Here is a 26,653-nt window from a genome sequence, read left to right as displayed (position 1 = left end):
TTTACATTTTCTTCTTTTTTTAGAAACTTTTGAATAGAAGAACGCTTTGTTTTTTCAATGTTTTTTAATTTCTCTCAGAAGCTCTGGCATGATGATTCGTAGATCGCCAAGTACCCATTGTAAACATTCAAAAAACTTGAATCAATGGTTATATTTTTTATAAGATTCTGGCAAGCCATAAAGCGGTGCGTCCTCGTGCATACGCATTTTCTAATTCGTTTCCTGCGGAAGACTTCTTCGGCCTAAGTCTCATAGATTTACTCCTTCATGTTTTATGATTGGAAAATAAACGAAGATCGTTCCAGATTCTGATAACTATTAAAATGTTTTAAATGTAATTATAATAAATAGTTATAATAGCCTGAAATTTATAAAGCAGGCAAAAGACAACAAAAATTGATCGTTGCATAAAATTTATATGATACTTCATTGACAATTCCTATCAACACATCGTGCAGATACCAGCTCAAAAGAACCTATGATCCGTGCCTAATGGATGGCGAAGAATTGCCCTGCGATTTGGTGTTTGCTGATTTGAAAGGTGGTGGCAAGGTGGTGAAAGACGCCAAATCGAACCGCTGTAATTTACGAGCCATATCCATTTCTTGCTCCACAGTCATTTTGTAAGGTTTAGATATAGGGATATCTGGATTAATAATAGCATCTAACCTTTGGACAGACTTAATGAGAGGTAGTGTTATACTTAGACGTGAACACCCAATGCTAGGATCTGGTGGCTTGATGGTGTCATCGTTAATAATAGCGGTACCCAAGCCCTCCTTAATTCGTCGGATGCCTTGAAGAGAGAGCCAAGCTGGGAAATATTCAGACCTTTGACAGAAAAAATGCTTGATAGCCTGATATAGTTGTATGGGGCATGATAATTCCGAGTGAATATCAACTAAGTATTGCCTTTTCGGTTTTTTGGCATGGGCAACCAAGCGGAGTTGCTCAAAAGTCGTTTGTGGTCCAGATTTCTGTAAATTGATTAACCTTGTGAACCATGCTGCGGCCAGGTCATGTTGTTGCCACCGCTTGCGGTCGAGAAACTTCAACAGATGATAACTGTAAAGTGCCTGATTGTCTGCGTTCTTGCCCAATGCGGACAGAGGAACTCTCACTTTTCCTCGTACAATATACGCATCCTGCTGTTTATAGCTAGTTGCCATCGAAATTGGAGCGATTTCTAGCCGTGCATTAATTTTGGAAAGTTCATATTGAATGTTCCGTGTTCCATAACCCCGAGCCGTGACCCACTCGAAAATGGATCGCGATTCCTGAATAAGTGATTTATGAGGAGCGTCGTAAACGATTTTTGGTAAAATACAACTTCCGCGTTCTTCTTTTAGTCTAAAAACAGGGTGCCTTATATTGTTTAAGGTCTCTTGAGGCTGTGGTGAAGAGACGTTCATTGGCTGAATGTTTAATTTATAACGTTTCTGGTTATAAATGGCTGTTTTTTTAATTACTTGCTGCAATACGGTGTATGCTTCCTTTGCTTTTGCTGGATTGGGTGTTTTGACAGGATTTCGCTCTCTCAGCATAGCGTTTTCCTCCTGTTTGACCGTCAAAATCAGCATGATAGAGTGTCCCACGCAAGCGTTCGCGTTTGCCTGTAGCTGTATCAAGCACGGTGATGTAATCTTTACCTGCTCGAGTGAGGGTGTACCCAAGCAATTCAATTTCCCTAGTAACATCTGCCCGCGTTGCTATTTCTCCGTTAATAGCGAGATTCCCCAAATGGTCAGTGATAATGGAACCAATAGATTTAGGGATGGGTTTCTTTTTTCGCTTGGCATCTTCTTGTATCAAGCTCGTTAAACCCGGTTGCCAGGCACGAGCACGTAAGGGGTCATCTGGTCTGGCCCAGCCATATTTGTAATTGAAGGTGTCACGTAGCATGTCGTACTTTTTCTCCCAACCTGGTGGGAAGGCATTAAAACTTTTTCCACTATGAACCTCTTGTCTTGGAATGACAAAATGCAGTTCTTCTCGCCCCGTGTGTTGATGACGTACCCACATAATACTTCGTGACGATAGTGGCAACCCTGCGAAAGCCAACGCCTCAAAACATTCTATAACTTCATCCAGTTGCGATTCTGCGGGATCATCTTCTTTAGCAAAGCTGATAACACCACTTGAGTATTTCCACTTGAACGGCACAGCGTCTATTTGTAGACGCATCATTTGGGGATCACCTTTAAGTATCTGGGGTGGCACATCACGCATTCCTTTTCCAAAGGGATTTAAGGCACACAGATATTCCACTGGACCAAACCCTGCACCCAGACCTTTGTCAAAAACTTTAATCAACATGATTGCGTTCCTGCTCTAAGAGTAGTGCTAACTGTTGTCGAACTGCATATATTCCTTCTTCCACTGGCGTGGACGCTCCCTTATATTTGTTGGTGTTTACCCATCGAGCTATCTGGTTAAGATTATTACCAATGGCTGCTAGCTGTCTAATCAATGATGGGTCGGTTTTTGCTTTTACGGCAGGCAAAGGGTCACGGTTAAGACGCAAGCGCACATACTGCGAAAGCGAAAGCCCATGTGTAGACGCAGCATGTCGCCAGGCCTCCAACTCATCTGGAGAGCATCGCATCTCAAATCGTACTGTGTTTTTAATGAGCCGTTTTACCATATCCGTTTCTTCTCTTTTGCCTTTCAGGGGTTCAAAGGGGACAGCGTCCCCTCGCCAGCCCCCATGAACTACAGATGCGAAGCAAATGTACGTACATGGGGTAGGCTGGCTATCAACAACACTGCCAATACAATGCAGTGCGTTCATAGGGTTTACGAACAAACGAAATATACGAAAAAACGAAAAAACTTTTTAAAGAAACGCTGATTTATTCCGTTAAATTCGTTATTTTCGTTTAATTCGTTTTCTGTTGTTATTTCGTACAAGGCAATAATCACCTTTGGTCTGCCTAGTCCTTTTTGACGTGTAATGAATTCAAAAAATAAAAGATATTGACTTTTAACTAAGCCAATTATACATTTATAGATAAAGATGGAGGTAAAAGTGAATATTGCCATACTGATCGGAATTAATAACTATAAAAATATTGATCCATTACCTGCATGTTCCAATGACCTTTCTGCTGTCCAAGGTCTTTTTGAAAAATTAGAAAAATATGATGACATCTTAACATTAGATGACTCTATTTCTTGCTTTGATGCAAAACAAAAAATTATAAATTTTATAGAAAAACATAAATCAAATACTATTGATGAATTTACTTTATACTACTCTGGACATGGAAATCATGATGGAAATGTATTTTACTATTTATGGGCTGATTATTCAGAATCATCACAAAATCAAACATCAATATCCAATTCAGAAATAGATTCATACATAAGAACTTTGAATCCTGAAATGACTTTTAAATTTATTGATGCCTGCCAATCTGGTTCTTCATATATAAAGGATAATTCAAACTATAGAACTTTATTTGATAGAGAAAAATCAAACTTTAAGAAATGCTATTTCTTTTTTTCAAGCTTATCAACGCAAAGTTCTTTTGCAAGTCAGAAAATTAGCCATTTTACAGAAGAATTTTTGCGTTTTTTTGATAAGCCTAAAGATACAAAAGTCCGTTATCGAGACATTAAAGATTTTTTATCTGATCGTTTTTTACCAAATGCAAAACAAACTCCTTATTTTATAGAGCAAGCTGATAATACAGAATTTTTTTGCACAATTAATGATAGTGTTGCAACATTCGTTCAATCATTACCTTTTTATAGACAAGAATCAGATATAGTAGAGCCTAGCAGTAATACCATGGGCTTAATTGAGAATATTAAAAATGATGCAAAGAGATTTTGTACAAAAGACGAAGCAGATACAATTCTAAAAAAGATATATGACATATGTATCTCTACAAACAAACCATCTAACATAGAAAGTTTATTTCAGATAGAAGTTGCAACTTACAATGAATACACAGAATTGCCCTTGATAAACGACATATCCAAATGGGTTTCAGATCAAGAAGGAGCAAACCTTTTTATTTCCATAGAACAAACAAAAGAGCCTAAAACCTTTATTGAAAAAAAACATACTTTTAATATATTTGCTTTTGACCCTTTTGCCCCTAGAACAAAACAGTTGGATGATTATACCGAAGTTACAAGGTATGTCGATGTGGTTACATATATGGCTCCAAGCTGTAAACAACAATATGCATATATTTCAATCACATTCACTCCACAATTCCCTAATATTAATGGATTCCACATATATATAGCCATTATGTTATCTCAACTGGATCTAGCGATATTCACCGGTCTTGTTAATCGAAATAGAAAAAATTGGGAAGTTTTTACAGATGACCTGACAAAATTTTCTTGGTCTGCTTCAAAGAAAAATATTCGTGAATTAATTAAAGATGATGACTTCTTTAATTCTTTTATGACTAAATTCTACCAACAAATTCTTGATTCGGTTAAGGGTAATTTTTCATTAAATGCTAAAGAAAAGCAATAAAATAGTGCAAATGATAACATCCAATTTAGTTGCCTTAGCCTATGGATATTATAATGCACAACCATATTAAATAAAACTACAAGTAAACACATTAGCAATATTGTTATCAATAAATCATGTCTATTTATCCCACTCCAAACGTTCTTCAAGCTCCTCAATTGTTGGTAAACTAGACTTCAGGTTATCTGGCAAGGCTCGTGTCAGTTCATACTCTGAAATACCTATAGGCTTATTCACATCTCGCAAAGCATATTCTGCCACGATTTTATCCTTTGTCTGACAAAGAATAAGACCAATTGTGGGATTATCCTGTTCATGCCGCAATTTGTCATCTACAACAGAACAATAAAAATTCATTTTGCCGGCATATTCAGGTTGAAACTTTCCTTTTTTCAGTTCAATTACCACATAACACCGAAGTTTTAGATGATAAAAAAGTAAGTCGATATAAAAATCTTGTTCACTAACTTCAAGATGATATTGCCTACCGACAAAAGCAAAACCAGCTCCAAGCTCTAATAAAAATTTCTCCACATGACCTACAAGACCTGTTTCAAGTTCACGCTCATGGAATGGCTCTTCAATTGTTAAAAAATCAAAAATATAAGGGTCTTTTAAGGTTTCCTGAGCCAGAGCAGACTGTGGTGCTGGCAAATGAACAGTAAAATTGGAAACGGCAGAGCCTTGGCGAGCATAAGCACTCTGTTTAATTTGATCAACCAATCTACTATGACTCCAGCCGTGTTCCAAAGCCTGTGCCATATACCACAAACGGGTATTTTCATTTTTAACGCCAAGCAGTGCGATATTATGTGCCCAAGGCAAGAGCATAACAAGTTGCAATATATTGGGATCATGACTGTTGTTGTCTGCTGGTGTCAATTGGGTCAATACCGTTGGCCTAATTAGCACATTTGTATCGTGAGACAATTGTGCCAACGGCGTTGGCCCAATTGCTAGCCCCCTATATTCATTATAAAAAGCGAGCATCCGCTTAAGATTTCTTTCGGAAAAACCCTTTGTTTCTGGCAATTCATTGCGTATATCTTGAGCAAGTCGCTGGATGATTTTAGCTCCCCAGCCTTCGACAGACTGCCGCTCTGCAATAATACGCCCCACGTCCCAATACATCAGAAGCATTTCGGCATTGGCAGACATAGTCGCTTTAATCTGTGCTTTTCTAATACGATCTTTTATTTCTTTGAGTAACTCAGGATATTGCATGATAACACCTTATTATTGAAAACAATCAAGTATATTTAGACTATAATTTAATTCATTATTTTTTAATCATCATCAAGTAAAAAATGAGGTGCAAAATATTTACGTAAGAGTTTTGCATCTTCTAACGCATTATGAGGATTATCTGTTATGATATGAGGCAAAGGAAACCATGAGCTTTTTGCTCCATTTGAAAGTGGTAAAGGAAACCCTCCACACAAATTGGCAATCATATTCCTATCATAATGTGAATCAGAACAAAGCTCTATATTACTGTCAAAGCTTTCAAGCCAAGCTAAAAAGCGTTTGGCAAGCTCTGTTTTGCTGATACCATTTCCATGCAATAAAGGTAAGACTCGTTCTTTTACAAATTCGCTACAGTTTTCTGGAATATTATTTATTTCTGCATAAAATTCACTCTTACCATCAGCCGAGATTGCTCCCAAAGAGATTAACTCCGAGTTTTCAAAGTCTGAAAACTCTGTATCAAAAAATATAGATATTTCTTTCATACTTCACTTATAGCTAAAAAATATTGATATTACTGCCCTGTAAAATGTGTTTCCACAACAATGCGACTCTCATTGTCAGGAATTAAATTCATTACAAAACTACTTTCATTTAACTTTATATGCCTAAAATCTGCATATATTCTGTATAAGCAAACATTCTATTACGTTTTTTATCACCAAGTTGTTTAACAATACCCAAGCTTTCAAGATGTGTCAGACTTTTATTCACTGTAGCTGGCGTTAATTTAGTGTTATCAACAAGCCAGTTTGCACTAACAATTGGTCTTTGTAACATAGCCTGGTGTAAAATTTGAGCAGAAGACATCGCCCGACCTAAACTTCCAATAGCTTGTTTATTCTTTTCTGCCATCTTAGCTAATAGATTGATCGATTGCACGGCTTGAGTTGCAGTGTCTGTTACTGCTTCAGCAAAAAATAGCAACCAACTTTCCCAGTCACCTATAGTGCGTACATTATTTAAAAGCTCATAATAATACATACGATGAGTTTTAAAATAAAGACTGATATAAAGAAGCGGTTGTTGTAACACCTTTTGTTCACACAAAATAAGAGTAATTAACAAACGCCCGATACGTCCATTGCCGTCTAAAAATGGGTGAATTGTTTCAAACTGCACATGAGCCAAGGCTGCTTTTAACAGTGGCGATGTTGCTTGAGGTGAATCATGTAAAAAGTGTTCCAACTCTCCTAGACATTTTTGGACAAATTCTGCCGGCGGTGGAACAAAATACGCAGTGCTTGGACTAGTGCCACCTATCCAGTTTTGACTACGCCTAAACTCACCTGGAGCACTCAAACTTCCTCTACCTCGTGCAAGTAAAATTTCATGAATTTCTCGAATAAGACGCAAAGAAAGAGGAAAACCCTCAGACAAACGTTTAATCCCATGTTCTAGAGCCGCAACATAATTGCTAACTTCTTGAACGTCTGCTAATGGAACACTAGGGTCTTGATTTATCTCATAAAGCAAAAGGTCAGAAAGGGAAGATTGCGTACCTTCAATCATAGAAGAAAGTACAGCCTCTTTTTTAATGTATGTATATAAAAAAAGTGTGGTACTCGGCAACATAGTTGAAGCACTATCTAACCTACCCAATGCCAAATTTGCACTATCAAAAGATTGCAAGAGTTTTGGAGTCCATTCAATACCAGGACTTGGTGGTAAAGGGTGAGGTATAAAAGCCTCCGCCTTTTCACCAGTTGTTGTAATTGAAATATAGTCGCCTTGAAGAGAACGTTTCATATTTATCCTAAAATAAAAACAAGAGTTATTTTACTTTCGTCTATTATGTTAAAATAATATTTTTAAGATGTATAGCTTTATTTTATATAGCAAACAATTAAGTGACACGACAAAAACTCAGTTTTGTGTATTTTTTTTTCATTATTTTATGCTCGGGGAAATTTTGGGGAAATAATGTATTTTAAAGTGGCTCTACACCAAAGACAGGGGCAGGCTAAAATTCAGAGCATTTTTCCGATCAAAATTTGATTGTATTTTTCCTACCTATCCCCATCTTTAAAGGAGAACCCTTTTAGGTAACTTTTCCATAAATCCTCCTGTGATTAATATTATGACTTATGGGAGGCAATACACCTCATTAGTTAAAAAAAATAACAATCTCCAAGAATAATATCGTGCATACCACCAAATTACCTTCCACTATGTGCGTTAGCATACAGACAGTTTTTTAAACAATAGCTAAGATTATCTTATACATTTTTGTTATATCAGCATTGCGTAGTGCGGAAAAATTATAAAAAACAACTATAAAATCAACTTGGTAACCAAGAATAAACACTATTATAAATAATAAGTACCATCTTTTCGCATATAGAGACTATTGCACAATGGTCTATAAGTGGCTTCATTTGTAAAGACACTCCAAAAACACTAACGCTGACAAAGAACGCAAAACGTAATTTTGCGATGGTCTTATATATTGATTTCAAGTTGGTTTATGGGATTAGTTTAAATGATTAAGTGACAACAAACCGATATTAGTGAATTTAATCTGTGGATTTTTTATAAAGCGAGGTTTACCTCTGTGAAGTTTTCTTTAAAAATAGTTATTCTAGTAATAATCATTATTGGTCTTGCTGCGGGGTATTACGCATGGAGTTCTTTGCACGCCAATGAACTAGGTAAAGGTTTTGTCAGCGGAAACGGTAGGATAGAAGCAACAGAGATTGATATTGCCACTAAGCTGGCTGGTCGGGTTGAATCTATTTATGTTCACGAAGGTGATTTTGTTAAAACAGGACAACTGTTGGCAACCATTGATAGTAAAAATCTTGAAGCACAACTGCACCAAGCTAAAGCTCAACTTCAACAAGCTATCACAACAGAAGTGAGTGCTAGGGCTCAGATACAACTACGCGAAAGCGATAGAAATGCCGCTTTGGCTACAGTAGCCCAGAGGGAAAGTGAATTAGACACTGTACAACGACGCTCAACAAGTTCTTCTGCGCTGTTCCGTAAAGGTGCTGTATCTCAAAATACATTTGAAGACGACAAAGCAGGGGCACAGGGAGCCAAGGCGGCTGTAGAGGTTGCCAAGGATCAAGTGGCTGTTGCAGAGGCTGCGGTAGAAGTTGCCAAGGCACAGGCTAATGGTGCACAGGCGGAAATAAGAGGTGCTGAAGCGGCAGTTGACAGAATTGCTGTGGATATTGAAGATTGCAAATTAACGGCTCCGTGTGGTGGAAGGATACAATACCGTATTGCGGAACCAGGAGAAGTACTTGGTGTTGGTGGTAAGGTTTTGAACTTGGTCGATCTTTCTGATGTTTATATGACTTTTTTTCTGTCAGAAGAGTCCGCAGGTAAAGTCGCCTTACAGTCAGATGCCCGTATCATTCTTGATGCTGCTCCAAACTATGTGATTCCGTCTAAAATTACCTTTGTGTCAAGCACAGCACAGTTTACTCCAAAAACTGTTGAAACCTATGTAGAACGCCAAAAATTAATGTTTCGGGTTAAAGCACAAATTGATCATGACCTTTTGATAAAACATATTACCATGGTAAAAACTGGTCTGCCGGGAGTGACTTGGCTCAAACTCGACCCTAATGCAGAATGGCCAGAATCGCTGGCGGTAAAAGTTGCTCCATGACAGCTACGCCTCCTTTAATTGTACAGTTGACCAACATTAGCTTGCACTACGGCAAAATTTTGGCTTTGGACAATATTAGCTTGGCTATACCTGAGGCATGTATCATTGGTTTTATCGGACCAGATGGAGTGGGTAAATCTAGTTTATTGTCTATTGTTTCTGGTGCTAGAGCCATACAGCAGGGAGAAGCTCGTGTCCTTGATGGTGATATGCGATCTAAGCGTCATCGTGATTTGGTGTGTCCTCGTATTGCTTATATGCCACAAGGGCTAGGTAAAAACTTGTACCCTACTCTTTCGATAGAAGAGAATCTGCAGTTTTTTTCACGCCTTTTTGGGCAGAACGCACAGGAGCGTAGATCTCGTATCGACAACTTAACTTACAGTACTGGGTTACATCCTTTTTTAGATCGATTTGTAGGACAACTTTCTGGAGGCATGAAACAAAAACTTGGGTTGTGTTGTGCCCTTATTCACGATCCTGATTTGTTAATTTTAGATGAACCAACAACTGGGGTGGACCCGCTGGCTCGTGCACAATTTTGGGAACTAGTAGCCTCTATCAGAAAAAAACGCCCGCAGATGAGCGTTATGGTAGCCACGGCATACATGGACGAAGCAAAGACTTTTGATTGGCTAGTCGCCATGGATGCGGGTAAAATACTGGCTACCGACACTCCAGCCTCTCTAATGCAAAAAACCGATAGCACCTCACTGGAAAACGCTTTTATCCAACTGTTGCCGGAAAAAAGGCGACAAGGTTACAAACCAGTGGAAATCGTTCCGTTGAATATATCTGGCGATGCTCCTATCGCCATTGAAGCACACGGGCTTACCAAGCGTTTTGGCAATTTTGTGGCTGTTTCTGATGTGAGTTTACAGATTCGACAAGGGGAAATTTTTGGTTTTTTGGGGTCTAACGGCTGCGGAAAAAGCACTACTATGAGGATGCTTACAGGGTTATTACCAGCAACCGAAGGTACTGTCTCGCTATTTGGGCATCCCGTCAATCCTGATGATATGGCTACCCGCAAGCGCGTGGGATATATGTCTCAGGCGTTTTCCTTGTACAATGAACTAACAGTTAGCCAAAACCTCGTGCTACATGCCCGTCTTTTCCACCTGCCTGAAGAAACTATTCCAGCACGTGTTCAGGAAATGTTAGAAAGGTTCGGGCTACAAGACGAGTCGGACAGTTTACCACCAAATCTTTCACTTGGTGTCTGTCAGCGACTTTCGTTAGCAGTTGCCATGGTACACAAACCTGATTTATTGATTCTTGACGAACCTACTTCTGGAGTAGATCCGATAGCCAGAGATAATTTCTGGCGACTGATGATTGAACTGTCGCGTAAAGATCATGTTACTATTTTTATTTCAACCCATTTTATGAACGAAGCCGAACGCTGTGACCGTATTTCTTTTATGCATGCCGGAAAAATTTTAGCGAGTGGTGTTCCAGCCGTTTTAGTAAAACAACGTGGTTCCGCTTCACTAGAACAAGCCTTCATCAGCTATCTTATAGAGGCTAGTGCTAACGAACAAAAGCAAAATAACACAGCCACGTATAAACCTCCACAACCCAAGATTGAATCTAGTACCACAGTTTCACGGAGCATTTTTAGCCTAAATCGCATGTTAAGCTATTCATGGTGTGAGTCACTAGAACTACGCCGTGACCCAATACGTGCAACACTAGCATTACTGGGCTCGGTTATTATAATGATAGTGTTGGGGTTTGGCATCAACATGGACGTAGAAAATTTGAGTTATGCTGTGCTTGATAGAGATCAAAGTGGTATCAGTCGAAATTATACCATCAATCTTGCTGGGTCTCGCTATTTTCATGAAAAGAAAAATATTCAGGACTATGCGGATTTGGATAGGCGTATGCGGGCGGGAGAGCTTTCTCTTGCCATTGAAATACCACCAAATTTTGGTAGAGACGTGGAACACGGTAGACCAGTGCAGATTGGCGTCTGGATTGATGGTGCCATGCCACAACGAGCGGAAACTATACGGGGATATGTACAAGGTCTGCACCAGACTTGGCTCGCAGATTCTACCCTGCTACGGTTAGGTAAGCCTGTTTTCGTTCCTGCCAACATTGAAACACGTTTTCGCTATAACCCTGACATAAAAAGCCTGCCCGCTATGGTACCTGCGGTTATCCCTATTTTGCTACTAATGTTGCCTTCTATGTTGGTAGCTCTTTCGGTAGTTAGAGAAAAAGAAATGGGTTCTATCATCAACCTATATGTAACACCAGTCACACGCACGGAATTTTTATTAGGTAAGCAACTGCCTTACATAGGTCTAGCCATGGTAAACTTTTTTCTGCTAACGGCTCTGGCTGTTTTTGCCTTTGATGTGCCGATAAAGGGAAGCTTTTTGACTCTAACCATAGCTTCTTTGGCCTATTGTATTGTTACCACGGGTTTTGGACTATTTGCCTCTACCTTTACCAAAAGCCAGATAGCCGCCATTTTTTTTACCATGGTGGGTACTATGCTCCCAGCTATTCAGTTTTCTGGCATGATGAACTCTACTGCCTCTCTTGAGGGAGCCGGTAGAATAATCGGTGAGGTTTATCCTACAACCCATATGCTGATTATTAGTCGTGGAGTATTTAATAAAGCCTTAGGTTTTATGGATTTATACGTTCAGACTGGTATTTTATGGTTGAGCATACCAGTCATACTGGTAGTAACCATTATGTTACTTAAAAAGCAGGACACATGATACAACACCACATTGAGAACATATACCGACTTGGGATAAAAGAACTATGGGGGCTGGTGCGCGATCCTATGATGCTGGGCTTGATCATTTTTACTTTTACCGTTTCTATCTATACGGCGTCCACAGCTATGCCAGAATCACTTAACAAAGCGAGCATTGCCATTGTAGACGAAGATGAATCCGCTCTTTCCCTGAGCATTGCCTCAGCCTTTTATCTACCACATTTTTTGCCACCTGCTATTATTTCATTTGATCAGGTAGACCGTGGGCTAGATACTGGGCTATACACATTTGCCTTAAACATTCCCCCAAATTTCCAACGAGACCTTCTGGCAGGCAAGCAACCGGAAATCCAGCTCAATGTGGATGCCACTCGCATGAGCCAAGCATTTACTGGTAGCGGATATATTCAACAGATTATAACAGATGAGATTTCTGGATTTATCAATCGTTATCGCCGTATAGAAACGCCACCCATTGGACTGGCATTGCGTATGCGTTTTAACCCAAACCTTACACAGTCTTGGTTTGGTGCGGTTATGGAGCTAATTAACAACATTACTATGCTCTCGATTATTTTGACTGGGGCTGCACTAATTCGCGAACGTGAACACGGCACTATTGAACACTTATTGGTAATGCCCGTAACCCCTGCTGAAATTATGATTGCAAAAATATGGTCTATGGGATTAGTGGTACTCTGTGCTTCTGGGCTATCTCTATTTTTTGTAGTGCATATGGCATTACATGTGCCTATAGGAGGCTCCATAGCTCTTTTTCTTGTTGGTGCTGCTCTACATATATTTGCCACCACGTCTATGGGTATTTTTTTAGCAACTGTGGCACGCAGTATGCCTCAATTTGGCATGTTACTTGTTTTAGTGTTATTGCCGCTACAAATGCTTTCTGGTGGTAGCACCCCGCGTGAGAGTATGCCAGAATTTGTGCAACAAATCATGCTGATAGCACCGACCACCCATTTTGTTGAACTCGGACAAGCTATTCTTTATCGTGGTGCTGGTATTGCCACCGTATGGGAGCCGTTTGTCTATCTTATTCTGATTGGCTCAATTCTTTTTACATTTTCTCTCATGCGTTTTCGTAAATCAATCAGCCAAATGACAGAATAGAGTATTTTTAAACCTATTTTTTTAAGTTAAAGCTATTTTAAAAACCTTAACAATATCGCTATATTAAAATCGTTATTGCATATTTGTTATTATTTAGTTATGAAATAAAAATGATATTGTATATATAAAAATATAAGTTAAAGCGGAATGTTTTAATAAAATATATAAATAAAATATATAAATAAAATATATGAATCAAAAAATACAACGCTCATTCTTTAGAGCTTAACGATATATCCAGATTATAACGAGGTAGAAATGAAAAAACTAAATGTTTTTATTAAACAAGCTATTCAAAAAGCTAAATCAAAACGTGTTAGATTAATTAATTTAGCCCCAAAAAGTGGGTTTTGTTTTACTAATCTTTTAGCCTTAGCTGTTTTAGGCGCTGGTTTAATGTTTAGCTTGCCGTCGGAGGTAAAAGCGGAAACCATCAATTATACTGGTGATGTTAACGATTTAAAAACTGCCCCCACTTGGTTTGGGGGAGGAGTATCAGACGTTCTCTTTCCCGGCACAACAGAAAACCCTAGTGCAAGTGGTAATACGGTAAATGTTAATTTTACCACTGGGCCAGGAAAAACCAACCCTAATTTAGTTTTTGGCGGGCTAAGCGAAAAAAACAGCGTTTACAACAACACGGTAAACATCAGCGGTGGTACGATTAACATGGATGTCTACGGCGGGTACGTTTATAGCGGTTCTGGCAACGCCTACAACAACACGGTAAACATCAGCGCTGGTACGATTAATGGCTTGGTCTACGGCGGGCGTAGCGATTCTGGCGACGCCTACGCCAACACGGTAAACATCAGCGCTGGTACGATTGGTGATGGCATGGGTGGCGGTAATGTCTACGGCGGGTATGTATTTCAAGGTACTGGCAACGCCTACGCCAACACGGTAAACATCAGCGGTGGTACTATTGGCGGGGATGTCTACGGCGGGTATGTTAATAGCGGTTCTGGCGACGCTTACGGTAACACGGTAAACATCAGTGGTGGTACGATTGGCGGTGATGTCGATGGTGGCGATGCATGGGGTGGTGGCAACGCCTACGCCAACACGGTAAACATCAGCGGTGGTACTGAGATTCTGGGCTATGTCTACGGCGGGTATGTTGAAAGCGGTTTTGGCAACGCCTACGCCAACACGGTAAACATCAGCGGTGGTACGATTGACTGGGAGGTCTACGGCGGGTTTGTTAATAGCGGTTCTGGCGACGCCTACGCCAACACGGTAAACATCAGCGGTGGTACGATTGGTGATGGTTCTCCTGGCACGGGCAATGTCTACGGCGGGTATGTCTGGCAAGGTTCTGGCAACGCCTATAACAACACGGTGAACATCAGCGGTAATGCTGAGATTTGGAGAGATGTCTACGGCGGGTATGTCATGGACGGTACTGGCAACGCCTACGCCAACACGGTAAACATCAGCGGTGGTACGATTGGTTCTGGTCCTGGCACGGGTAATGTCTACGGCGGACGTAGCTTTTCTGGCAAGGCCTATAACAACACGGTAAACATCAGCGGTGATGCTGATATTGGTGGCTCTGTCTACGGCGGGTATGTCTGGCAAGGTTCTGGCGACGCCTACGCCAACACGGTAAACATCAGCGGTGGTACGATTGACAAGAATGTCTTCGGCGGGTATGTTCATAGCGGTGCTGGCGACGCCTACGCCAACACGGTCAACATCAGCGCTGGTACTATTGGTTCTGGTGGTTTAGGTGGTAATGTCTTCGGCGGGAATGTTGAAAGCGGTTCTGGCGACGCCTACGCCAACACGGTAAACATCAGCGGTACTGCTGATATTAAAAGGGATGTCTACGGCGGGTGGAGCCGTTCTGGCGACGCCTACGCCAACACGGTAAACATCAGCGGTGATGCTTTGATTAAAAGGGATGTCCTTGGCGGGTTTAGCGGTGATGGCAGTGCCTACGCCAACACGGTAAACATCAGCGGTGGTACTATTGGTTCTGGTGGTGGTACTGGGAATGTCTACGGCGGGTATGTCTATGACGGTACTGGCAACGCCTACGCCAACACGGTAAACATCAGCGGTGGTACGATTAATGGCTTTGTCTACGGCGGGTATAGCCAGAACGGCAAGGCTATAAACAATCAGGTAATACTTTCCGGCACTCCGACTTTTAATGCTGGCTCTACCTGGTTATTCGGCGGGGAAAGTGCTGGCGGTGGCGACAAGTTCACTGGCAATACCCTCTGGGTGCTTAACCGTATAGGCAACCCTGTTTCTGTCATCAAAAACTTCGAGAATTATCGTTTTTTACTGCCTAATACGTGGACTAATGACCCAATGCTTACAGCAACTAATTTCATCGATTTAACAGATGGTGGTAGCCGAATAGCCACAGTAGATAGGCTGGGCATAGCGAGCGGTGGCACAATGCCGAACATAGGCGATAAATACACCTTGCTAGAAGCCCTCAACATCTTTGGTGGATATACAGCACATCCGATAACGGCATATAAGGGCATAAGCCTTTTATATGATATGAACGTGAAGCAAGAAGGCCTTACCAAAATTACTGCCACAGTGGCTTCTGGTGCGAAGGTAAACCCCCAAACCAAGGCCCTTTCTGAGGGTATTGTTTCCGGCGTCGCCTTTATAAACCAAGGGGCGGATTTAGCGGCGGGACAAGGTATGGGCAGTGCTTTAAGCAGTGCGAATGCGGCGGGAGCGGGTAATTTATCCTCTTTTGGTGCGATGAGCGCGGGTAGTTCTCGCTATAACACAGGTAGCCACAGCGATGTTGACAGTTTTTCACTTATGACCGGTCTGGGCTGGAACGCCCCAATCGCTCAAAACTCACTGCTCTTGGGTGCGTTTTTTGAAGTGGGCTTCGGAAATTATGACAGCCACAACAGTTTTTCGGGTAGAGCCTCCATTGATGGTAGCGGCGACACAGAATATTATGGTGGCGGTATTTTGGCTCGCTATAGCCTAACAGAAGGCTTTTTAGACGGGCTTTATACCGAGGCTTCTTTGAGAGTCGGTCATGTCAGCACAGACTTTAGCAGTAACGACTTTGAAGCGTTTAGCGGTCCGATAAATGCCTCTTATGACTCTAGTTCTGTCTATTACGGTGCTCACGCGGGGCTTGGCTATATTTGGCAACTGTCAGAAAAAGCCGATTTAGACTTTTCTACTAAATATTTTTGGACACACCAAAACGGCGATGATGTAACAGTCGCCGGCGACCCAATAACGTTTGAAGACGCTGATTCGCACCGCTGGAGAAATGGCGTGCGTTTTAGTTATGAAATCGACAAAAACGCAACCCCTTATGTCGGTGCCGCCTATGATTATGAATTCGACGGTAAGGCAAACGCAACCGCCTATGGACGTAGCCTCGAAGCCCCAGAACTCAAAGGCGGAACAGGCGTCGGCGAACTCGGTATAATCCTTAAACCTATGGTTAATCACGACTTTAGCGTTGACCTTGGACTACAAGGCTACACCGGAATGCGTGAAGGCGTGAGCGGTAGCTTGCAAATGAAGTATGAGTTTTAAGAAATGACAAGGCTTTGCCCTTGACTATACATAAAAGTATATAAGGAAGCCCGCAAAACGCGGGCTTCCTTGCACTATAAACAATCAGGTAATACTTTCTGGAGTTCTGACTTTGATGAATCTAATACTACTTTATATGGTGGGTTTAGTAATTCTGGCGATATATTTTTTATCGCTGTGTCCGTAATGGCCATTTGGGATAATCCATTTTTTACAGTGTAACAGTTAATCTCAAAGGCTATAACAGACGTTTTTATCTGCTAACATTTTTAATTAACTTTGTTTTGTTGTGTTTATAGGCTGGGTTTTTCTTATAATTGATACCACCAGCGTTCAAGCAATCTATAACCTACAACTAAAATTAATGGCGAGATTACGCCCGTCATAAAAAGCCAATAAAGAATATTTTTCTCAAAGTTTATGATTAGTTTTTGAGCTTCATCATAAGTTTTTTGGGCTTGTTCTGCCGCTTTATGCACATCTTGAAAAGCAAGCTCAATAGTTTTCGCAACTTTTGCCACGGCTTCAGCGGGATAACCCCTGACCTCTTGAGCGGTCTGGCGTATTTCTTTGTTCGCTGTCTTTATTGATTCTTGCAAGTCTTTCAAAAGCTTGATCAATTCTGTGTTGCTCTTCAGCTTTTGCATCTCTTGTTGGCTCAAGAGGTTGACTCTCATTGCCAAAATTTCTTCCTCGCTCATTTCTTCTGATTTCCTCTGATTGGTTGTCTGATTGCTCGCTTGATTTCCCACCTGATTGCCCGATTGATTCCCCACTGGGCATGTTTTCTCCAAGCGTGCATCCGTCAATTCCCTTGTCATGTCTAACTTGCTCATGTGTTAATCCCCTTTTTTGTAATGCGTTCCATGTGTAATTTTTGCCAAGATCGCTACCTTTTAAAGCGACTTCATTTAGACTAAAACTTATTCCGCTGACAAAACCCGTACTTGCTTGATTTAAACGTGTTTTTACGCCTTGTTCTTCTAGTTTCTGAGTAAAAGTGTCTAAGTTTAAACCGTTTTGCAAAGTGCGATCTATGATTTTTTGTAAAAGCATTCTGGTTGAAGGCTCGCCAGTACGCACGCTGTGTTCAACTTCACCTTTCGTCAAACCTTTGCGTTTGGCTTCTCGGCTCGGCTCAACAGTTTTTAGGTTAAGTTCTTGCTCCAGCTTTCGCATAAGGCTTTCTTGCCTTTGATAATCCTGACTATCGCTGGCAACTTGCCCATCTATGCCGATGCGATTGACGACAAGATGAATATGCGGGTGTTCCGTGTCCGTGTGTTTTGTGGCGACATACTGACATTTTTCAAAGCCCATGTGTTTAAGATAGCTATTTGCAACACTTTTCCACTGTTCGTCGTTTAGTTTTTCGTCTGGACTGATGCTCAAACTGACATGACACACCGCCTTTGTGAGATTTGGACGCAAAGCCCGAATCGCTCCAAACTCTTTGGCAAGCTCTCTCGGTGTTTGTCCTGCCATGTTGGTTTCCAGAATTTGCCCTTTTTGTTTTTGAAGGTCGTACTCTAAAGCCCCTCGAAAACCCTTGCCTTTAATCAGTTTTGCTATCATTTTTTATTCCCAACAATTCAAGACGCAAGAGATGCAACTTGTTATTTGTTTGGCAAATCAAATGGGTAGGCATCGCCACCGAACTAGAATAGCTGGCTTTTGCAATCTGATTTAAGTTGCTCGCCAAATTGGCAAGTTCGGCATAAACTGTTCTGTTTATTTCAGGAACTAAAGGACGTGGCACAAAATGCTTCAAAGCGATATTTCTCAGCCATTGACCTAAAGGCAATCCAAAACTGTCTGCCTTGCGTTTTAGGCTGTCTAATTCTGCACTGTTTAATCTGATGCCTACGGTATGAATTCTGACCAAGTCATTTTGTAATTGTGGGCGTCCACCTCTGCCACCTTTTGTCTTATATTTTTTCATCACGAACTCCTTTGAGTTGTGTTTGTTTTTTGGCTTTTCTGCCTTTGCCCGTCTGCCCCAACGTCTGTAAGACCAAGCGTTTAAGTGCAACGAAAACATGGCTTGCTACAAGCCAAAAGCCGTGCAAGATTCTGTTTAACTCCAAAGAGAAAATGCAATTTTTAGGAGTTGAAACGACCTTTATTTTTTGCTGTTTTATCACTTTAATTTTACTAATTTTTAGGCTGTCCCACTGTCCCTTTGTATAGGCTTCGGTACAGTGGGACACTTTGAGATAAAGGTCATAAACCTAGCTATAGCTTGCCTTCTAGCTCGTTTTTCATGCGTTGTACTGCTGATTTAGATTTTCCCATTTCTTCTGCACAATCTCGAACGCTGTAACCTTCACTCAACAATCTTTTAAGCTCTTCTAATTCGACATTTTCTAAGGGTTGAACAGACCACAAAAGAGACTCTCCCTCTGATTGCAAATGTGCTTCAAAAGGAGCAGCTTCATCACCAACAATGCCCCTAGCTTTTGTAATATGCACTTCAAAACGTGCACCTTCTGCCATTGAGTATAGTCTTGGACGCCTCAAGCTGATGACTGTGTCCATAATATCTTCTTTGGCACTGGTGCCTCTTTGATCTCCTGATTTTCCAGCGTGGTGAATCAATAGCACCGTGATACCCCGACGGCGTAAATCCAATAACCATGCCTGCATCAACTGCCACGATTGAGCGTCATTTTCCTTGCCTGTTCTGCATAAAGTAGAAATATTATCCAATATTAGCATATCTATGCCAATCAACAGCGGTTCAAGCAAAGATTGCCCGCAAGTCGTGGATAAATCAGGCATTGGCAAGGGCTGAATATCTGGAGTAATTAAAAACATATTCGACAAAAGGTTTGGCGGTGCGGTCATGCCACTTAGTAAGGCTGTTATGCGTTCTTGCATTGCAATAGCTGGCATTTCACCATCAACATATAATACTTTTTTGGGAGTAGATGCACGCCAGTTAAAAACTGCTCCACCAGAAGCAATCGCAGCAGCAATACTTAAGGCAACATATGTTTTACCTATTCCACGAGGTGCGTATAAAATAGCAATACCTTGAATAGGTAATATCGGTTGTAATAAATAGCCTCTTTCGGGCAAGGACATTGATAGAAATGTTGTCATATCTAACGCCACTAATTTATTTTCTTCTTTGGAGTTGCTATCTATGACTTGACACATTGCTCACCCCTTTCGCTCCTAATTCTTCAATCAGGGTTGCAATATCTTCTGCCTTCCATGCCGTAGTTCTTGGACTCAATTTTATAGGCTTTGGATAACGCCCTGTTTTGCAACCTTCCCACCAAGTGCTTTTGCTGACTGGGATAAGATGTAAAACTTGTTTTAATCGTAAAAAACCTATCCGCATTTATTGCCAAATCTACGCCCTAGCAAGGACCAAAAAACTATTTTCATTACCAACGTTATTGGATAATGGCGTATTGTAATGTACTTCGATATTAATGAAACCACATTCTTTCAATTCTCTTTCTATTTCAGAATAATCAAAATATTGCATCCAATTGAAAACGTACCAAGTTTTTGATTTTTCTATAATAGTGTATTTGTCTAAAGAGATACTTTCTTTTTCATATATGAACGTATTTTTAAATGCATAGTAGTCTTCTGCGGTCCAAAATCCATTCATGAACCGATAGCCAAATTCAACACTCTCCTCACGCCCAGTGAATGCCTCCTTTGAAAGAAGATCAAACACAAATACACCGCCAGAACGTAGCGATAGACGAACTTTTTCAAATATAGTTTTTCTTTGCTGCGGGGAAAGCGCACATAAATCGTAATATATCATTGTTACTAAATCTTGCATTAGTGGCAGTTGACACTTTAAATAATCAGAAACTTCATAAGTAATATGCTGACCGCTATTTTTTGCTATATTTTGGGCATACGCAATTGACCTAGCTGAAAAGTCAATTCCATAGACTTTTGCACCGCGCTCTGCAAATCTTTGGGTATAAAGCCCTGGGCCGCAGCCCAAATCGCAAATTGATTTATTCACAATCGCTAAATGGGCATCAATCCAAGCTACAGCATTATTGATTGAGTCAATTTTTCGAGAGGCCATATCAGTATCTTGACTGAGATGGTTCAGCAGCATTTGCTCCGCTAAGTGAGGCTCAGTCCACAAAGTCTCTGCTGTGTAAATTGAAAATGGTAAAGGCCGTTTGCAAATCGAGTTTAACTTGTTAAACATATATTCTCCTAATATGAACATTTACTTTGATGTAGAAAATTTTACCTCTTCAATCCATCTAAATAATCAGCCCATTCTTGCATCATTTTTTTACGCTCTGGCAAGTATTCAGCATGATTATAGGCTTTTCTCACGGCGTTTCTTTCACAATGTGCAAGCTGGCGTTCTATATGGTCAAAATTATAACCCATTTCATTTAACATGGTGGAAGCAGTGCCTCTAAAACCGTGAGTACACATTTCTTCTCCGCTAAATCCCATAGACCTTAAAGCATTGTTTAATGCCATATCAGAAATAGGGCGAAGAGTTGAACGCAATCCATAAAATAATAGTTTTTCATGCCCAGAAAAAGTAAACAATTCACGAAGCAAGGAAACTACCTGTTTTGATAATGGTACTATGTGCATTTGTTTCATTTTCATTCTTTTGGAGGGAATACGCCATTCTGCCGTTTCAAAGTTTATTTCACTCCATTCCGCACATCTTAATTCACTCGGTCGGACAAAAACATAAGGAGCTATTTTTAAAGCATAAATCACCTGAAAAGTACCATCATAAGTATCTATACAACGCAAAAGTTCGCCTAATTTGCTTGGCTCTGTAATACAAGCCCTATGTGTAACCTGTTTTGATTGTAAAGCTCCCCTAAGGTCAACAGCAATGTCATGTTTTGCTTTTTTTGTAATCACTGCATATCTAAACACCTGAGAACAAAGTTGTACTAACCTATGAGCGGTTTCTATTTTTCCAGCTTCTTCAACTATTCTAATAGGTTTTAGCAAGTCTGGAGTTTCCATTTTATGAATAGGTATACTGCCAAGATATGGAAAGAGCATTTTTTCAAGGCGAGAGAGTATTTTCTTTTGGTGTTTAGCCTCTAAGGTAACAGAATACTTTTGATACCACTCAAGGGCTACAGTTTTAAAAGTATTTTCTGCTTCTTGTTGAGCTGTTATAATGGCTATTTTTGCTTGTTTCTTAGCTTCGCTAGGGTCTACGCCTTGAGCAAGTAACTCTTTAGCTTCTTCTCTGCGTTTACGAGCTTCTTTTAAAGATATTGTGGGATAGGCACCAAAACTTAAAAGCTTTTCTTTCCCCTCAAAACGATATTTTAAACGCCAAAGCTTACCTCCCTTAGATGTGACATATAAAAACAAACCAGCACTATCAAAAAGTTTGATTGCTTTATCATTTGGCTTTATATTTTTTATTGCTGTGTCAGTAAGTGCCATGGGGGTACTCCATTTTTTAGAGTTTAACAGTTAATAATAAAAGCTATAATGCCTTGAATTTAAAAGCTTTTATCTCTGGGGGTATTCTATTTTAGCATATAACGCTAACATGAAATATACCCCTGAAACTACCCCCAAAACTGGTGTATGTCAATGGATTTTACTGGACGTTGTCAGACTGCTAACTCCCACAAAAGTGAAGTCCCGTAAGGCTTTTTGAGCTTTACGGGACTTTAATAAACTTAAATTTGGTGCCGAGGAAGGGACTCGAACCCTTATGTCCTTTCGAACACTAGCCCCTCAAGCTAGCGTGTCTACCAATTCCACCACCACGGCAAGGAAAGTTGTTTATATGTATTTTTTTTCTGTTTGGCAAGTCTTTTTTGCACTTTGTTTTTGTTTTTTTTAATGGGGAAATATTTGTTAAGAAAAATATAAAAAATATATTTTTATTTAGCCCCGGCTTTGATTAATGCTTCTATTGCCACTTTGTTCCCATCTTGCTTTGCTATATCTAAAGGTGTTCGGTCAAATTGATTTTTAATATTGACTTCAGCCCCGGCTTTAATAAGCACCTTAACAACCTCAGGGTTTTTGTTGGAAAGTGCATAAAACAAAGCTGTTTCTTTTGTAACAACAGTTTTAGCATTTATATCAGCCCCGGCTTTAATGAGTTGTATAATTATAGCAGGATCTGGGTTATTAGCAGCGGCATACATCAAAGCAGTTCCACCATGCTCATTTTTAGCATTTACCTCTCCCCCTGCTTTAATGAGTTCTGTTACCGCTTCAGCAGAAACTACATACATTAAAACTGTCCAGCCACTTTTATTTGTAGCCTTTACATCAGCCCCTGCTTTAATGAGTTCTTTTATTATTGCAGGATTTGAATATTCAACACCAGCATACATCAACGCTGTATAACCCATATCATCTTTAGCATTAACTTCTGCTCCTGCTTTGATAAGTTCCTTCGATATCTCGGGGTTTGAGTTTTTTGCAGTGGCATACATCAAAGCAGTTCTGCCGAGAATGTCTTTGGCAGTTAAATCAGCCCCGGCTTTAATTAGTTCTTTTATTATCGCAGGGTTTGAGTTTTCAGCAGAAGCAAGCATCAAGGCTGTTTGATCCTTAGGTTCACTTTTAGAATTAACCTCTGACCCTGCTTTAATCAGCTCAGAAATTACAGCAGGGTCTGGGTTCCTCAAGGCTGCCCACTTCAAAGGAGTCATTTTAGGCGCCAACATAAATATTGGATCATAACTATCTTCAACAGAATTAACATTCGCACCGCGTTCAATGTCTTTTTTGACCTCTGCCAAAGTTCCCTTTTCACACAGCGTTGCAAACGGAATTGCAAACGACTCTGCACTCACAGCAGTCGAAACAGAAAATAAAAAACTAACCAACAATACCAAAATTAAAATATTGAAGCGTTTTAACATGCTATAACTCTCTTTAATGCGTTTATGTGTTATATTAAGATATTAACCCTCTAACCCCAACACACTCAATAAGCGATTTAATTCGGCTTCGTTATTAAAGGTTACGCTCAGTTTGCCTTTTTCCATACTACCGCTTAGTTTAACTTTTAAATCTAAAGCACCGGATATTTTACGAGTTAAATCTTGAAGCTGTATAGAAGGCGGTGTTTTTTTCAAAGTTGAACTTGCTTGCGTTTGACGAATTAAGTTTGATTCCGGCAAAGTTCCAAATTCTTTCCAATAGGTTGCGAGTTTTTCCGCCTCTCTGACGGAAAGTTTTTCGCTTAAAATTCTCTGACAAGCTTCAAGCTGTATGGCAGGGTCAGTAATCGCAAGCAAAGCTCTTGCGTGTCCCGCACTCAATTCTCCGCTCAACATAAAGCTTTGAATTTCTTCGGGTAATTGTAATAAACGCAAAGCATTGGCAATATAAGGACGAGATTTACCGATTTTTTCCGCAAGTTCATCTTGGCTGATATTAAATTCATTCTTTAATTCACGCAGGGCAAGGGCTTCTTCTAAAGGATTTAGATTTTCTCTTTGTAGGTTTTCAATCAAGGCGACTGCCAAGGTTTCCATATCGCCAAACATTTTCACTAAAACAGGAACTTCGGTTAAACCCGCAATTTGTGCCGAACGCCAACGCCGTTCACCGGCAACAATCTCAAATTCCTCAGGATTTGTCCCGTGAATAGGACGCACCAAAATCGGTTGCAAAATACCTTGGGCTTTAATAGAATTTGCTAAATCTTGGAGTGCCGCATCGTCATAAGTCTTTCTCGGTTGTCCTTGGTTCGCTTTTACCTGTTTAATCGGGATAATTTTTACGACCTCGTTAACCTGATTACTTTGTTCGTTATTCGCCTTAAAAAGGGCTTCTAAGCCTCTTCCCAAGCCTTTTGACTGATTTGACATATTAAACTCCTAAACTTCAAGATGTAAATGATTGCAATACTGATCCAATAGGTTTAAAAATATTAAAACTATGCGAGATTGGTATTAAACGAGATTAAACGGTTGATAAAAAATTAACGTTATTAAGAGGAATTTATGCAAAATAAAGCAAAACACTTTCAAGAAATTAAAGATGATAACGGTAATCTGGCTTATGTCAAGATTGATTCAAACCTTTGGGCAATAATAAAAAACAGTGTAACACCTTGTATTGAAAAAGCTTTAAACGTTTTATATCCGCCTGAAAAACCTGAACCTTTGGAAGATTGGAAAGAGTTTTTGGAATGTTGGGACTTTAAATATCCTGAAGAAGCAAAAGTTCTTTGTAAAAACTGTGGTCTTGCAACAGAAGACTGGCTTAGCGACCCAAAGAAGCCCTTTCGTTTAAAAAGTGCTTCTATTTCGGGTCTGGTTGTTTTTGAATGTTCCAAGTGCAAAGCCACAGTCAGAAAAAAACATTTTAAAGACAAAATCTGTTACGAAAGCTCAATCTCAGATTGCGGTTGTTAAAAAAACGCAACGCCTAAACTTTGTAATAATCTCTATACCAATTTACAAATTGTTCAATTCCATACGTTAAATCAGTTTGCGGTTTAAAGCCAACAACACTTTGTAAAGAATCAATATTTGCATAAGTTGAGGAAACGTCGCCTGCCTGCATCGGCATAAGATTTTTTTGAGCCTTGCGTCCTAAAACTTTTTCTAATGTTTCAATAAAAACGCCGAGTTCAACGCTGTTGTTATTGCCAATATTAAAAATAGTATAAGGAGCTGTACTACTCGCAGGATCAGGGTTCATCGGATTCCAATTTTTATTTGGTTCAGGTTTTTTATAAGAAATCCTTACAACCCCTTCGACTATATCATCAATATAGGTGAAATCACGCTTCATCTGTCCATTGTTATATACATCGATCGGCTTGTTTTCCAAAATTGCCCGAGTAAATTTGAACAACGCCATATCAGGTCTTCCCCAAGGGCCGTAAACAGTAAAAAAGCGTAAACCCGTACACGGAATGCGGAATAAATGGCTATAGCTATGTGCCATTAATTCATTACTTTTTTTACTGGCGGCATAAAGGCTAATCGGGTGGTCAACGTTATCTTCTACGCTAAACGGAACTTTTTCATTTAAGCCGTAAACAGAGGAAGAAGAAGCATAAACAAAGTGTCCTGTTTGATAGTTGCGGGCGGCTTCTAAAAGATTAGCAAAACCAACAAGGTTAGAATTAACATAAGATGCCGGGTCTTCGAGGCTATATCTAACGCCCGCCTGAGCGGCAAGGTTAACCACGATATCAAAGCGATATTGATTAAACAATTTGTTAAGGGTTTTGGCATCAGCCAAATCTTGAATAGCGGGAACAAAATTCTTATGAGCTTGTAAGATGCGTAAGCGGTCGAGCTTTAAACGTGGGTCATAATAAGAGTTAAGATTATCTAGTCCGACAACGGTATGACCTTCTTTTAAATAGCGTTGACTTAAGTGAAAGCCGATAAAGCCGGCGGCTCCGGTAACGAGTATGTTCATGTTTTTTCCCTCAATCAAATTGTTTTAGTTAAAACTTATGTTTTTTAACCTATTAAAAAAAGCCCTTTTTGGCAATGGGCGGAACTTAAAATAAGAGTTTTTCTTCATTTGTTAAAGATAAAATTATTAAAACAGAAAAAAATACTTGACGAGCATCGAACTTTTCTATAAATAAAAGGACTCGCAACAATGTGCGCCGGTAGCTCAGCTGGATAGAGCAACAGGCTACGAACCTGTAGGTCAGGAGTTCGAATCTCTTCCGGCGCACCACTTAAATTTCAAGCAGTTAGGTTAAAACCTGGCTGCTTTTTTTTGTGTGGAATTTTTGGGTAATTATTTTAGGTGGTTATTTTGGAACACAGCTTTTAACGATAGAGTATAAGGGCTCTACACCAAAGACAGGGGCAGGCTAAAATTCAGAGCATTTTTCCGACCAAAATTTGATTGTATTTTCTATTCCTAACAGCACAAAACTCTA

General features: G+C 40.0%; 22 protein-coding genes and 2 tRNA genes. 7 read left to right on the top strand and 17 right to left on the bottom strand.

The window, feature by feature from the left end:
• Positions 1-476: 476 nt before the first annotated feature.
• The 3 genes from BT999_RS11135 to BT999_RS12770 are packed head-to-tail and all read right to left on the bottom strand — an operon-like array spanning position 477 to position 2,644.
• Positions 477-1,544 (bottom strand): hypothetical protein, encoded by a 1,068-nt coding sequence (locus BT999_RS11135; protein WP_143145561.1) that lies wholly within the window; start codon positions 1,542-1,544, stop codon positions 477-479.
• Positions 1,462-2,316, bottom strand: coding sequence for a hypothetical protein (locus BT999_RS11130; RefSeq protein ID WP_072697870.1), 855 nt, complete (start codon positions 2,314-2,316; stop codon positions 1,462-1,464). Before BT999_RS11130 ends, BT999_RS11135 begins: the two co-directional genes overlap by 83 nt.
• The gene (locus tag BT999_RS12770; RefSeq protein WP_178139350.1) at positions 2,306-2,644 is read right to left on the bottom strand and encodes a plasmid mobilization protein; all 339 of its coding nucleotides are present in this window, start codon (positions 2,642-2,644) and stop codon (positions 2,306-2,308) included. Before BT999_RS12770 ends, BT999_RS11130 begins: the two co-directional genes overlap by 11 nt.
• 384 nt (positions 2,645-3,028) lie before the next feature.
• Between BT999_RS12770 and BT999_RS11115 the strand changes: the two genes are divergently transcribed.
• Positions 3,029-4,498: a caspase family protein gene (locus BT999_RS11115; protein WP_072697867.1), complete on the top strand. Its 1,470-nt coding sequence runs from the start codon at positions 3,029-3,031 to the stop codon at positions 4,496-4,498.
• Positions 4,499-4,618: 120 nt separating this feature from the next.
• Here BT999_RS11115 and BT999_RS11110 read toward each other — a convergent pair whose 3' ends face one another.
• From BT999_RS11110 to BT999_RS11100, 3 genes are all read right to left on the bottom strand, one after another.
• On the bottom strand, positions 4,619-5,722 hold the full coding sequence (locus tag BT999_RS11110; protein ID WP_072697866.1) for a PDDEXK nuclease domain-containing protein: 1,104 nt from the start codon (positions 5,720-5,722) through the stop codon (positions 4,619-4,621).
• A gap of 62 nt (positions 5,723-5,784) precedes the next feature.
• Complete coding sequence (locus tag BT999_RS11105) at positions 5,785-6,231, bottom strand: 3'-5' exonuclease family protein (protein ID WP_072697865.1); 447 nt, start codon at positions 6,229-6,231, stop codon at positions 5,785-5,787.
• Between the two features lie 115 nt (positions 6,232-6,346).
• A complete protein-coding gene (locus BT999_RS11100; protein WP_072697864.1) occupies positions 6,347-7,495 on the bottom strand; it encodes a Fic family protein in 1,149 nt (382 codons plus the stop codon).
• Between the two features lie 805 nt (positions 7,496-8,300).
• Between BT999_RS11100 and BT999_RS11095 the strand changes: the two genes are divergently transcribed.
• From BT999_RS11095 to BT999_RS12325, 4 genes are all read left to right on the top strand, one after another.
• Complete coding sequence (locus BT999_RS11095; RefSeq protein WP_072697863.1) at positions 8,301-9,368, top strand: HlyD family secretion protein; 1,068 nt, start codon at positions 8,301-8,303, stop codon at positions 9,366-9,368.
• Positions 9,365-12,109: a ribosome-associated ATPase/putative transporter RbbA gene (gene rbbA, locus BT999_RS11090; RefSeq protein WP_072697862.1), complete on the top strand. Its 2,745-nt coding sequence runs from the start codon at positions 9,365-9,367 to the stop codon at positions 12,107-12,109. The genes BT999_RS11095 and rbbA overlap by 4 nt, the downstream gene beginning before the upstream one ends.
• Entirely contained in the window at positions 12,106-13,239 is a 1,134-nt protein-coding gene (locus BT999_RS11085; protein WP_072697861.1) for an ABC transporter permease, read from the top strand. The genes rbbA and BT999_RS11085 overlap by 4 nt, the downstream gene beginning before the upstream one ends.
• A gap of 258 nt (positions 13,240-13,497) precedes the next feature.
• On the top strand, positions 13,498-16,779 hold the full coding sequence (locus tag BT999_RS12325; RefSeq protein ID WP_084650692.1) for a hypothetical protein: 3,282 nt from the start codon (positions 13,498-13,500) through the stop codon (positions 16,777-16,779).
• A 311-nt stretch (positions 16,780-17,090) separates the two neighbouring features.
• Here the strand turns inward: BT999_RS12325 and BT999_RS11075 are convergent, their stop codons facing one another.
• The 10 genes from BT999_RS11075 to BT999_RS11025 all read right to left on the bottom strand — a co-directional run bounded on the left by BT999_RS11075 (position 17,091) and on the right by BT999_RS11025 (position 24,605).
• A complete protein-coding gene (locus BT999_RS11075) occupies positions 17,091-17,300 on the bottom strand; it encodes a hypothetical protein (RefSeq protein ID WP_072697860.1) in 210 nt (69 codons plus the stop codon).
• A 4-nt stretch (positions 17,301-17,304) separates the two neighbouring features.
• The gene (locus tag BT999_RS11070; protein WP_072697859.1) at positions 17,305-18,354 is read right to left on the bottom strand and encodes a relaxase/mobilization nuclease domain-containing protein; all 1,050 of its coding nucleotides are present in this window, start codon (positions 18,352-18,354) and stop codon (positions 17,305-17,307) included.
• Positions 18,335-18,721 carry a plasmid mobilization protein gene (locus BT999_RS11065; RefSeq protein ID WP_072697858.1) on the bottom strand — a complete coding sequence of 129 codons (387 nt, stop codon included), beginning with the start codon at positions 18,719-18,721 and terminating at the stop codon, positions 18,335-18,337. Before BT999_RS11065 ends, BT999_RS11070 begins: the two co-directional genes overlap by 20 nt.
• 293 nt (positions 18,722-19,014) lie before the next feature.
• Entirely contained in the window at positions 19,015-19,941 is a 927-nt protein-coding gene (locus BT999_RS11055; RefSeq protein ID WP_072697856.1) for an AAA family ATPase, read from the bottom strand.
• Complete coding sequence (locus tag BT999_RS11050; RefSeq protein ID WP_072697855.1) at positions 19,922-20,128, bottom strand: helix-turn-helix transcriptional regulator; 207 nt, start codon at positions 20,126-20,128, stop codon at positions 19,922-19,924. The genes BT999_RS11055 and BT999_RS11050 overlap by 20 nt, the downstream gene beginning before the upstream one ends.
• A 12-nt stretch (positions 20,129-20,140) precedes the next feature.
• The gene (locus BT999_RS11045) at positions 20,141-20,974 is read right to left on the bottom strand and encodes a class I SAM-dependent methyltransferase (RefSeq protein WP_072697854.1); all 834 of its coding nucleotides are present in this window, start codon (positions 20,972-20,974) and stop codon (positions 20,141-20,143) included.
• Positions 20,975-21,015: 41 nt separating this feature from the next.
• A complete protein-coding gene (locus BT999_RS11040) occupies positions 21,016-22,206 on the bottom strand; it encodes a tyrosine-type recombinase/integrase (protein ID WP_072697853.1) in 1,191 nt (396 codons plus the stop codon).
• A gap of 249 nt (positions 22,207-22,455) precedes the next feature.
• Positions 22,456-22,542: transfer RNA gene (locus tag BT999_RS11035), tRNA-Leu, on the bottom strand.
• Between the two features lie 113 nt (positions 22,543-22,655).
• A complete protein-coding gene (locus tag BT999_RS11030; RefSeq protein WP_072697852.1) occupies positions 22,656-23,651 on the bottom strand; it encodes an ankyrin repeat domain-containing protein in 996 nt (331 codons plus the stop codon).
• A 42-nt stretch (positions 23,652-23,693) separates the two neighbouring features.
• Positions 23,694-24,605, bottom strand: a complete 912-nt coding sequence (locus BT999_RS11025; protein WP_072697851.1) for a ParB/RepB/Spo0J family partition protein — start codon at positions 24,603-24,605, stop codon at positions 23,694-23,696.
• Positions 24,606-24,740: 135 nt separating this feature from the next.
• On the opposite strand from BT999_RS11025, the gene BT999_RS11020 reads away from it, so the two are divergent.
• A complete protein-coding gene (locus tag BT999_RS11020; protein WP_072697850.1) occupies positions 24,741-25,154 on the top strand; it encodes a hypothetical protein in 414 nt (137 codons plus the stop codon).
• Between the two features lie 13 nt (positions 25,155-25,167).
• Here BT999_RS11020 and BT999_RS11015 read toward each other — a convergent pair whose 3' ends face one another.
• Positions 25,168-26,175 carry an NAD-dependent epimerase gene (locus tag BT999_RS11015; RefSeq protein ID WP_072697849.1) on the bottom strand — a complete coding sequence of 336 codons (1,008 nt, stop codon included), beginning with the start codon at positions 26,173-26,175 and terminating at the stop codon, positions 25,168-25,170.
• 193 nt (positions 26,176-26,368) lie between these two features.
• On the opposite strand from BT999_RS11015, the gene BT999_RS11010 reads away from it, so the two are divergent.
• Positions 26,369-26,445 (top strand) — tRNA-Arg (locus BT999_RS11010).
• The last annotated feature ends 208 nt before the right edge of the window (positions 26,446-26,653 follow it).

It is taken from the genome of Desulfovibrio litoralis DSM 11393 (genome assembly GCF_900143255.1).
Classification (GTDB): domain Bacteria; phylum Desulfobacterota; class Desulfovibrionia; order Desulfovibrionales; family Desulfovibrionaceae; genus Frigididesulfovibrio_A; species Frigididesulfovibrio_A litoralis.
This window is presented reverse-complemented; position numbering and strand designations above follow the sequence as displayed.

Excerpts from the sequence above, each read along its gene's own strand:
- BT999_RS11135 (WP_143145561.1), bottom strand. The coding sequence starts at position 1,544 with ATGCTGAGAGAGCGAAATCCTGTCAAAACACCCAATCCAGCAAAAGCA.
- BT999_RS11130 (WP_072697870.1), bottom strand. The coding sequence starts at position 2,316 with ATGTTGATTAAAGTTTTTGACAAAGGTCTGGGTGCAGGGTTTGGTCCA.
- BT999_RS12770 (WP_178139350.1), bottom strand. The coding sequence starts at position 2,644 with ATGGTAAAACGGCTCATTAAAAACACAGTACGATTTGAGATGCGATGC.
- BT999_RS11110 (WP_072697866.1), bottom strand. The coding sequence starts at position 5,722 with ATGCAATATCCTGAGTTACTCAAAGAAATAAAAGATCGTATTAGAAAA.
- BT999_RS11105 (WP_072697865.1), bottom strand. The coding sequence starts at position 6,231 with ATGAAAGAAATATCTATATTTTTTGATACAGAGTTTTCAGACTTTGAA.
- BT999_RS11100 (WP_072697864.1), bottom strand. The coding sequence starts at position 7,495 with ATGAAACGTTCTCTTCAAGGCGACTATATTTCAATTACAACAACTGGT.
- rbbA (WP_072697862.1), top strand. The coding sequence starts at position 9,365 with ATGACAGCTACGCCTCCTTTAATTGTACAGTTGACCAACATTAGCTTG.
- BT999_RS11085 (WP_072697861.1), top strand. The coding sequence starts at position 12,106 with ATGATACAACACCACATTGAGAACATATACCGACTTGGGATAAAAGAA.
- BT999_RS12325 (WP_084650692.1), top strand. The coding sequence starts at position 13,498 with ATGAAAAAACTAAATGTTTTTATTAAACAAGCTATTCAAAAAGCTAAA.
- BT999_RS11070 (WP_072697859.1), bottom strand. The coding sequence starts at position 18,354 with ATGATAGCAAAACTGATTAAAGGCAAGGGTTTTCGAGGGGCTTTAGAG.
- BT999_RS11065 (WP_072697858.1), bottom strand. The coding sequence starts at position 18,721 with ATGAAAAAATATAAGACAAAAGGTGGCAGAGGTGGACGCCCACAATTA.
- BT999_RS11055 (WP_072697856.1), bottom strand. The coding sequence starts at position 19,941 with ATGTGTCAAGTCATAGATAGCAACTCCAAAGAAGAAAATAAATTAGTG.
- BT999_RS11050 (WP_072697855.1), bottom strand. The coding sequence starts at position 20,128 with ATGCGGATAGGTTTTTTACGATTAAAACAAGTTTTACATCTTATCCCA.
- BT999_RS11045 (WP_072697854.1), bottom strand. The coding sequence starts at position 20,974 with ATGTTTAACAAGTTAAACTCGATTTGCAAACGGCCTTTACCATTTTCA.
- BT999_RS11040 (WP_072697853.1), bottom strand. The coding sequence starts at position 22,206 with ATGGCACTTACTGACACAGCAATAAAAAATATAAAGCCAAATGATAAA.
- BT999_RS11030 (WP_072697852.1), bottom strand. The coding sequence starts at position 23,651 with ATGTTAAAACGCTTCAATATTTTAATTTTGGTATTGTTGGTTAGTTTT.
- BT999_RS11025 (WP_072697851.1), bottom strand. The coding sequence starts at position 24,605 with ATGTCAAATCAGTCAAAAGGCTTGGGAAGAGGCTTAGAAGCCCTTTTT.
- BT999_RS11020 (WP_072697850.1), top strand. The coding sequence starts at position 24,741 with ATGCAAAATAAAGCAAAACACTTTCAAGAAATTAAAGATGATAACGGT.
- BT999_RS11015 (WP_072697849.1), bottom strand. The coding sequence starts at position 26,175 with ATGAACATACTCGTTACCGGAGCCGCCGGCTTTATCGGCTTTCACTTA.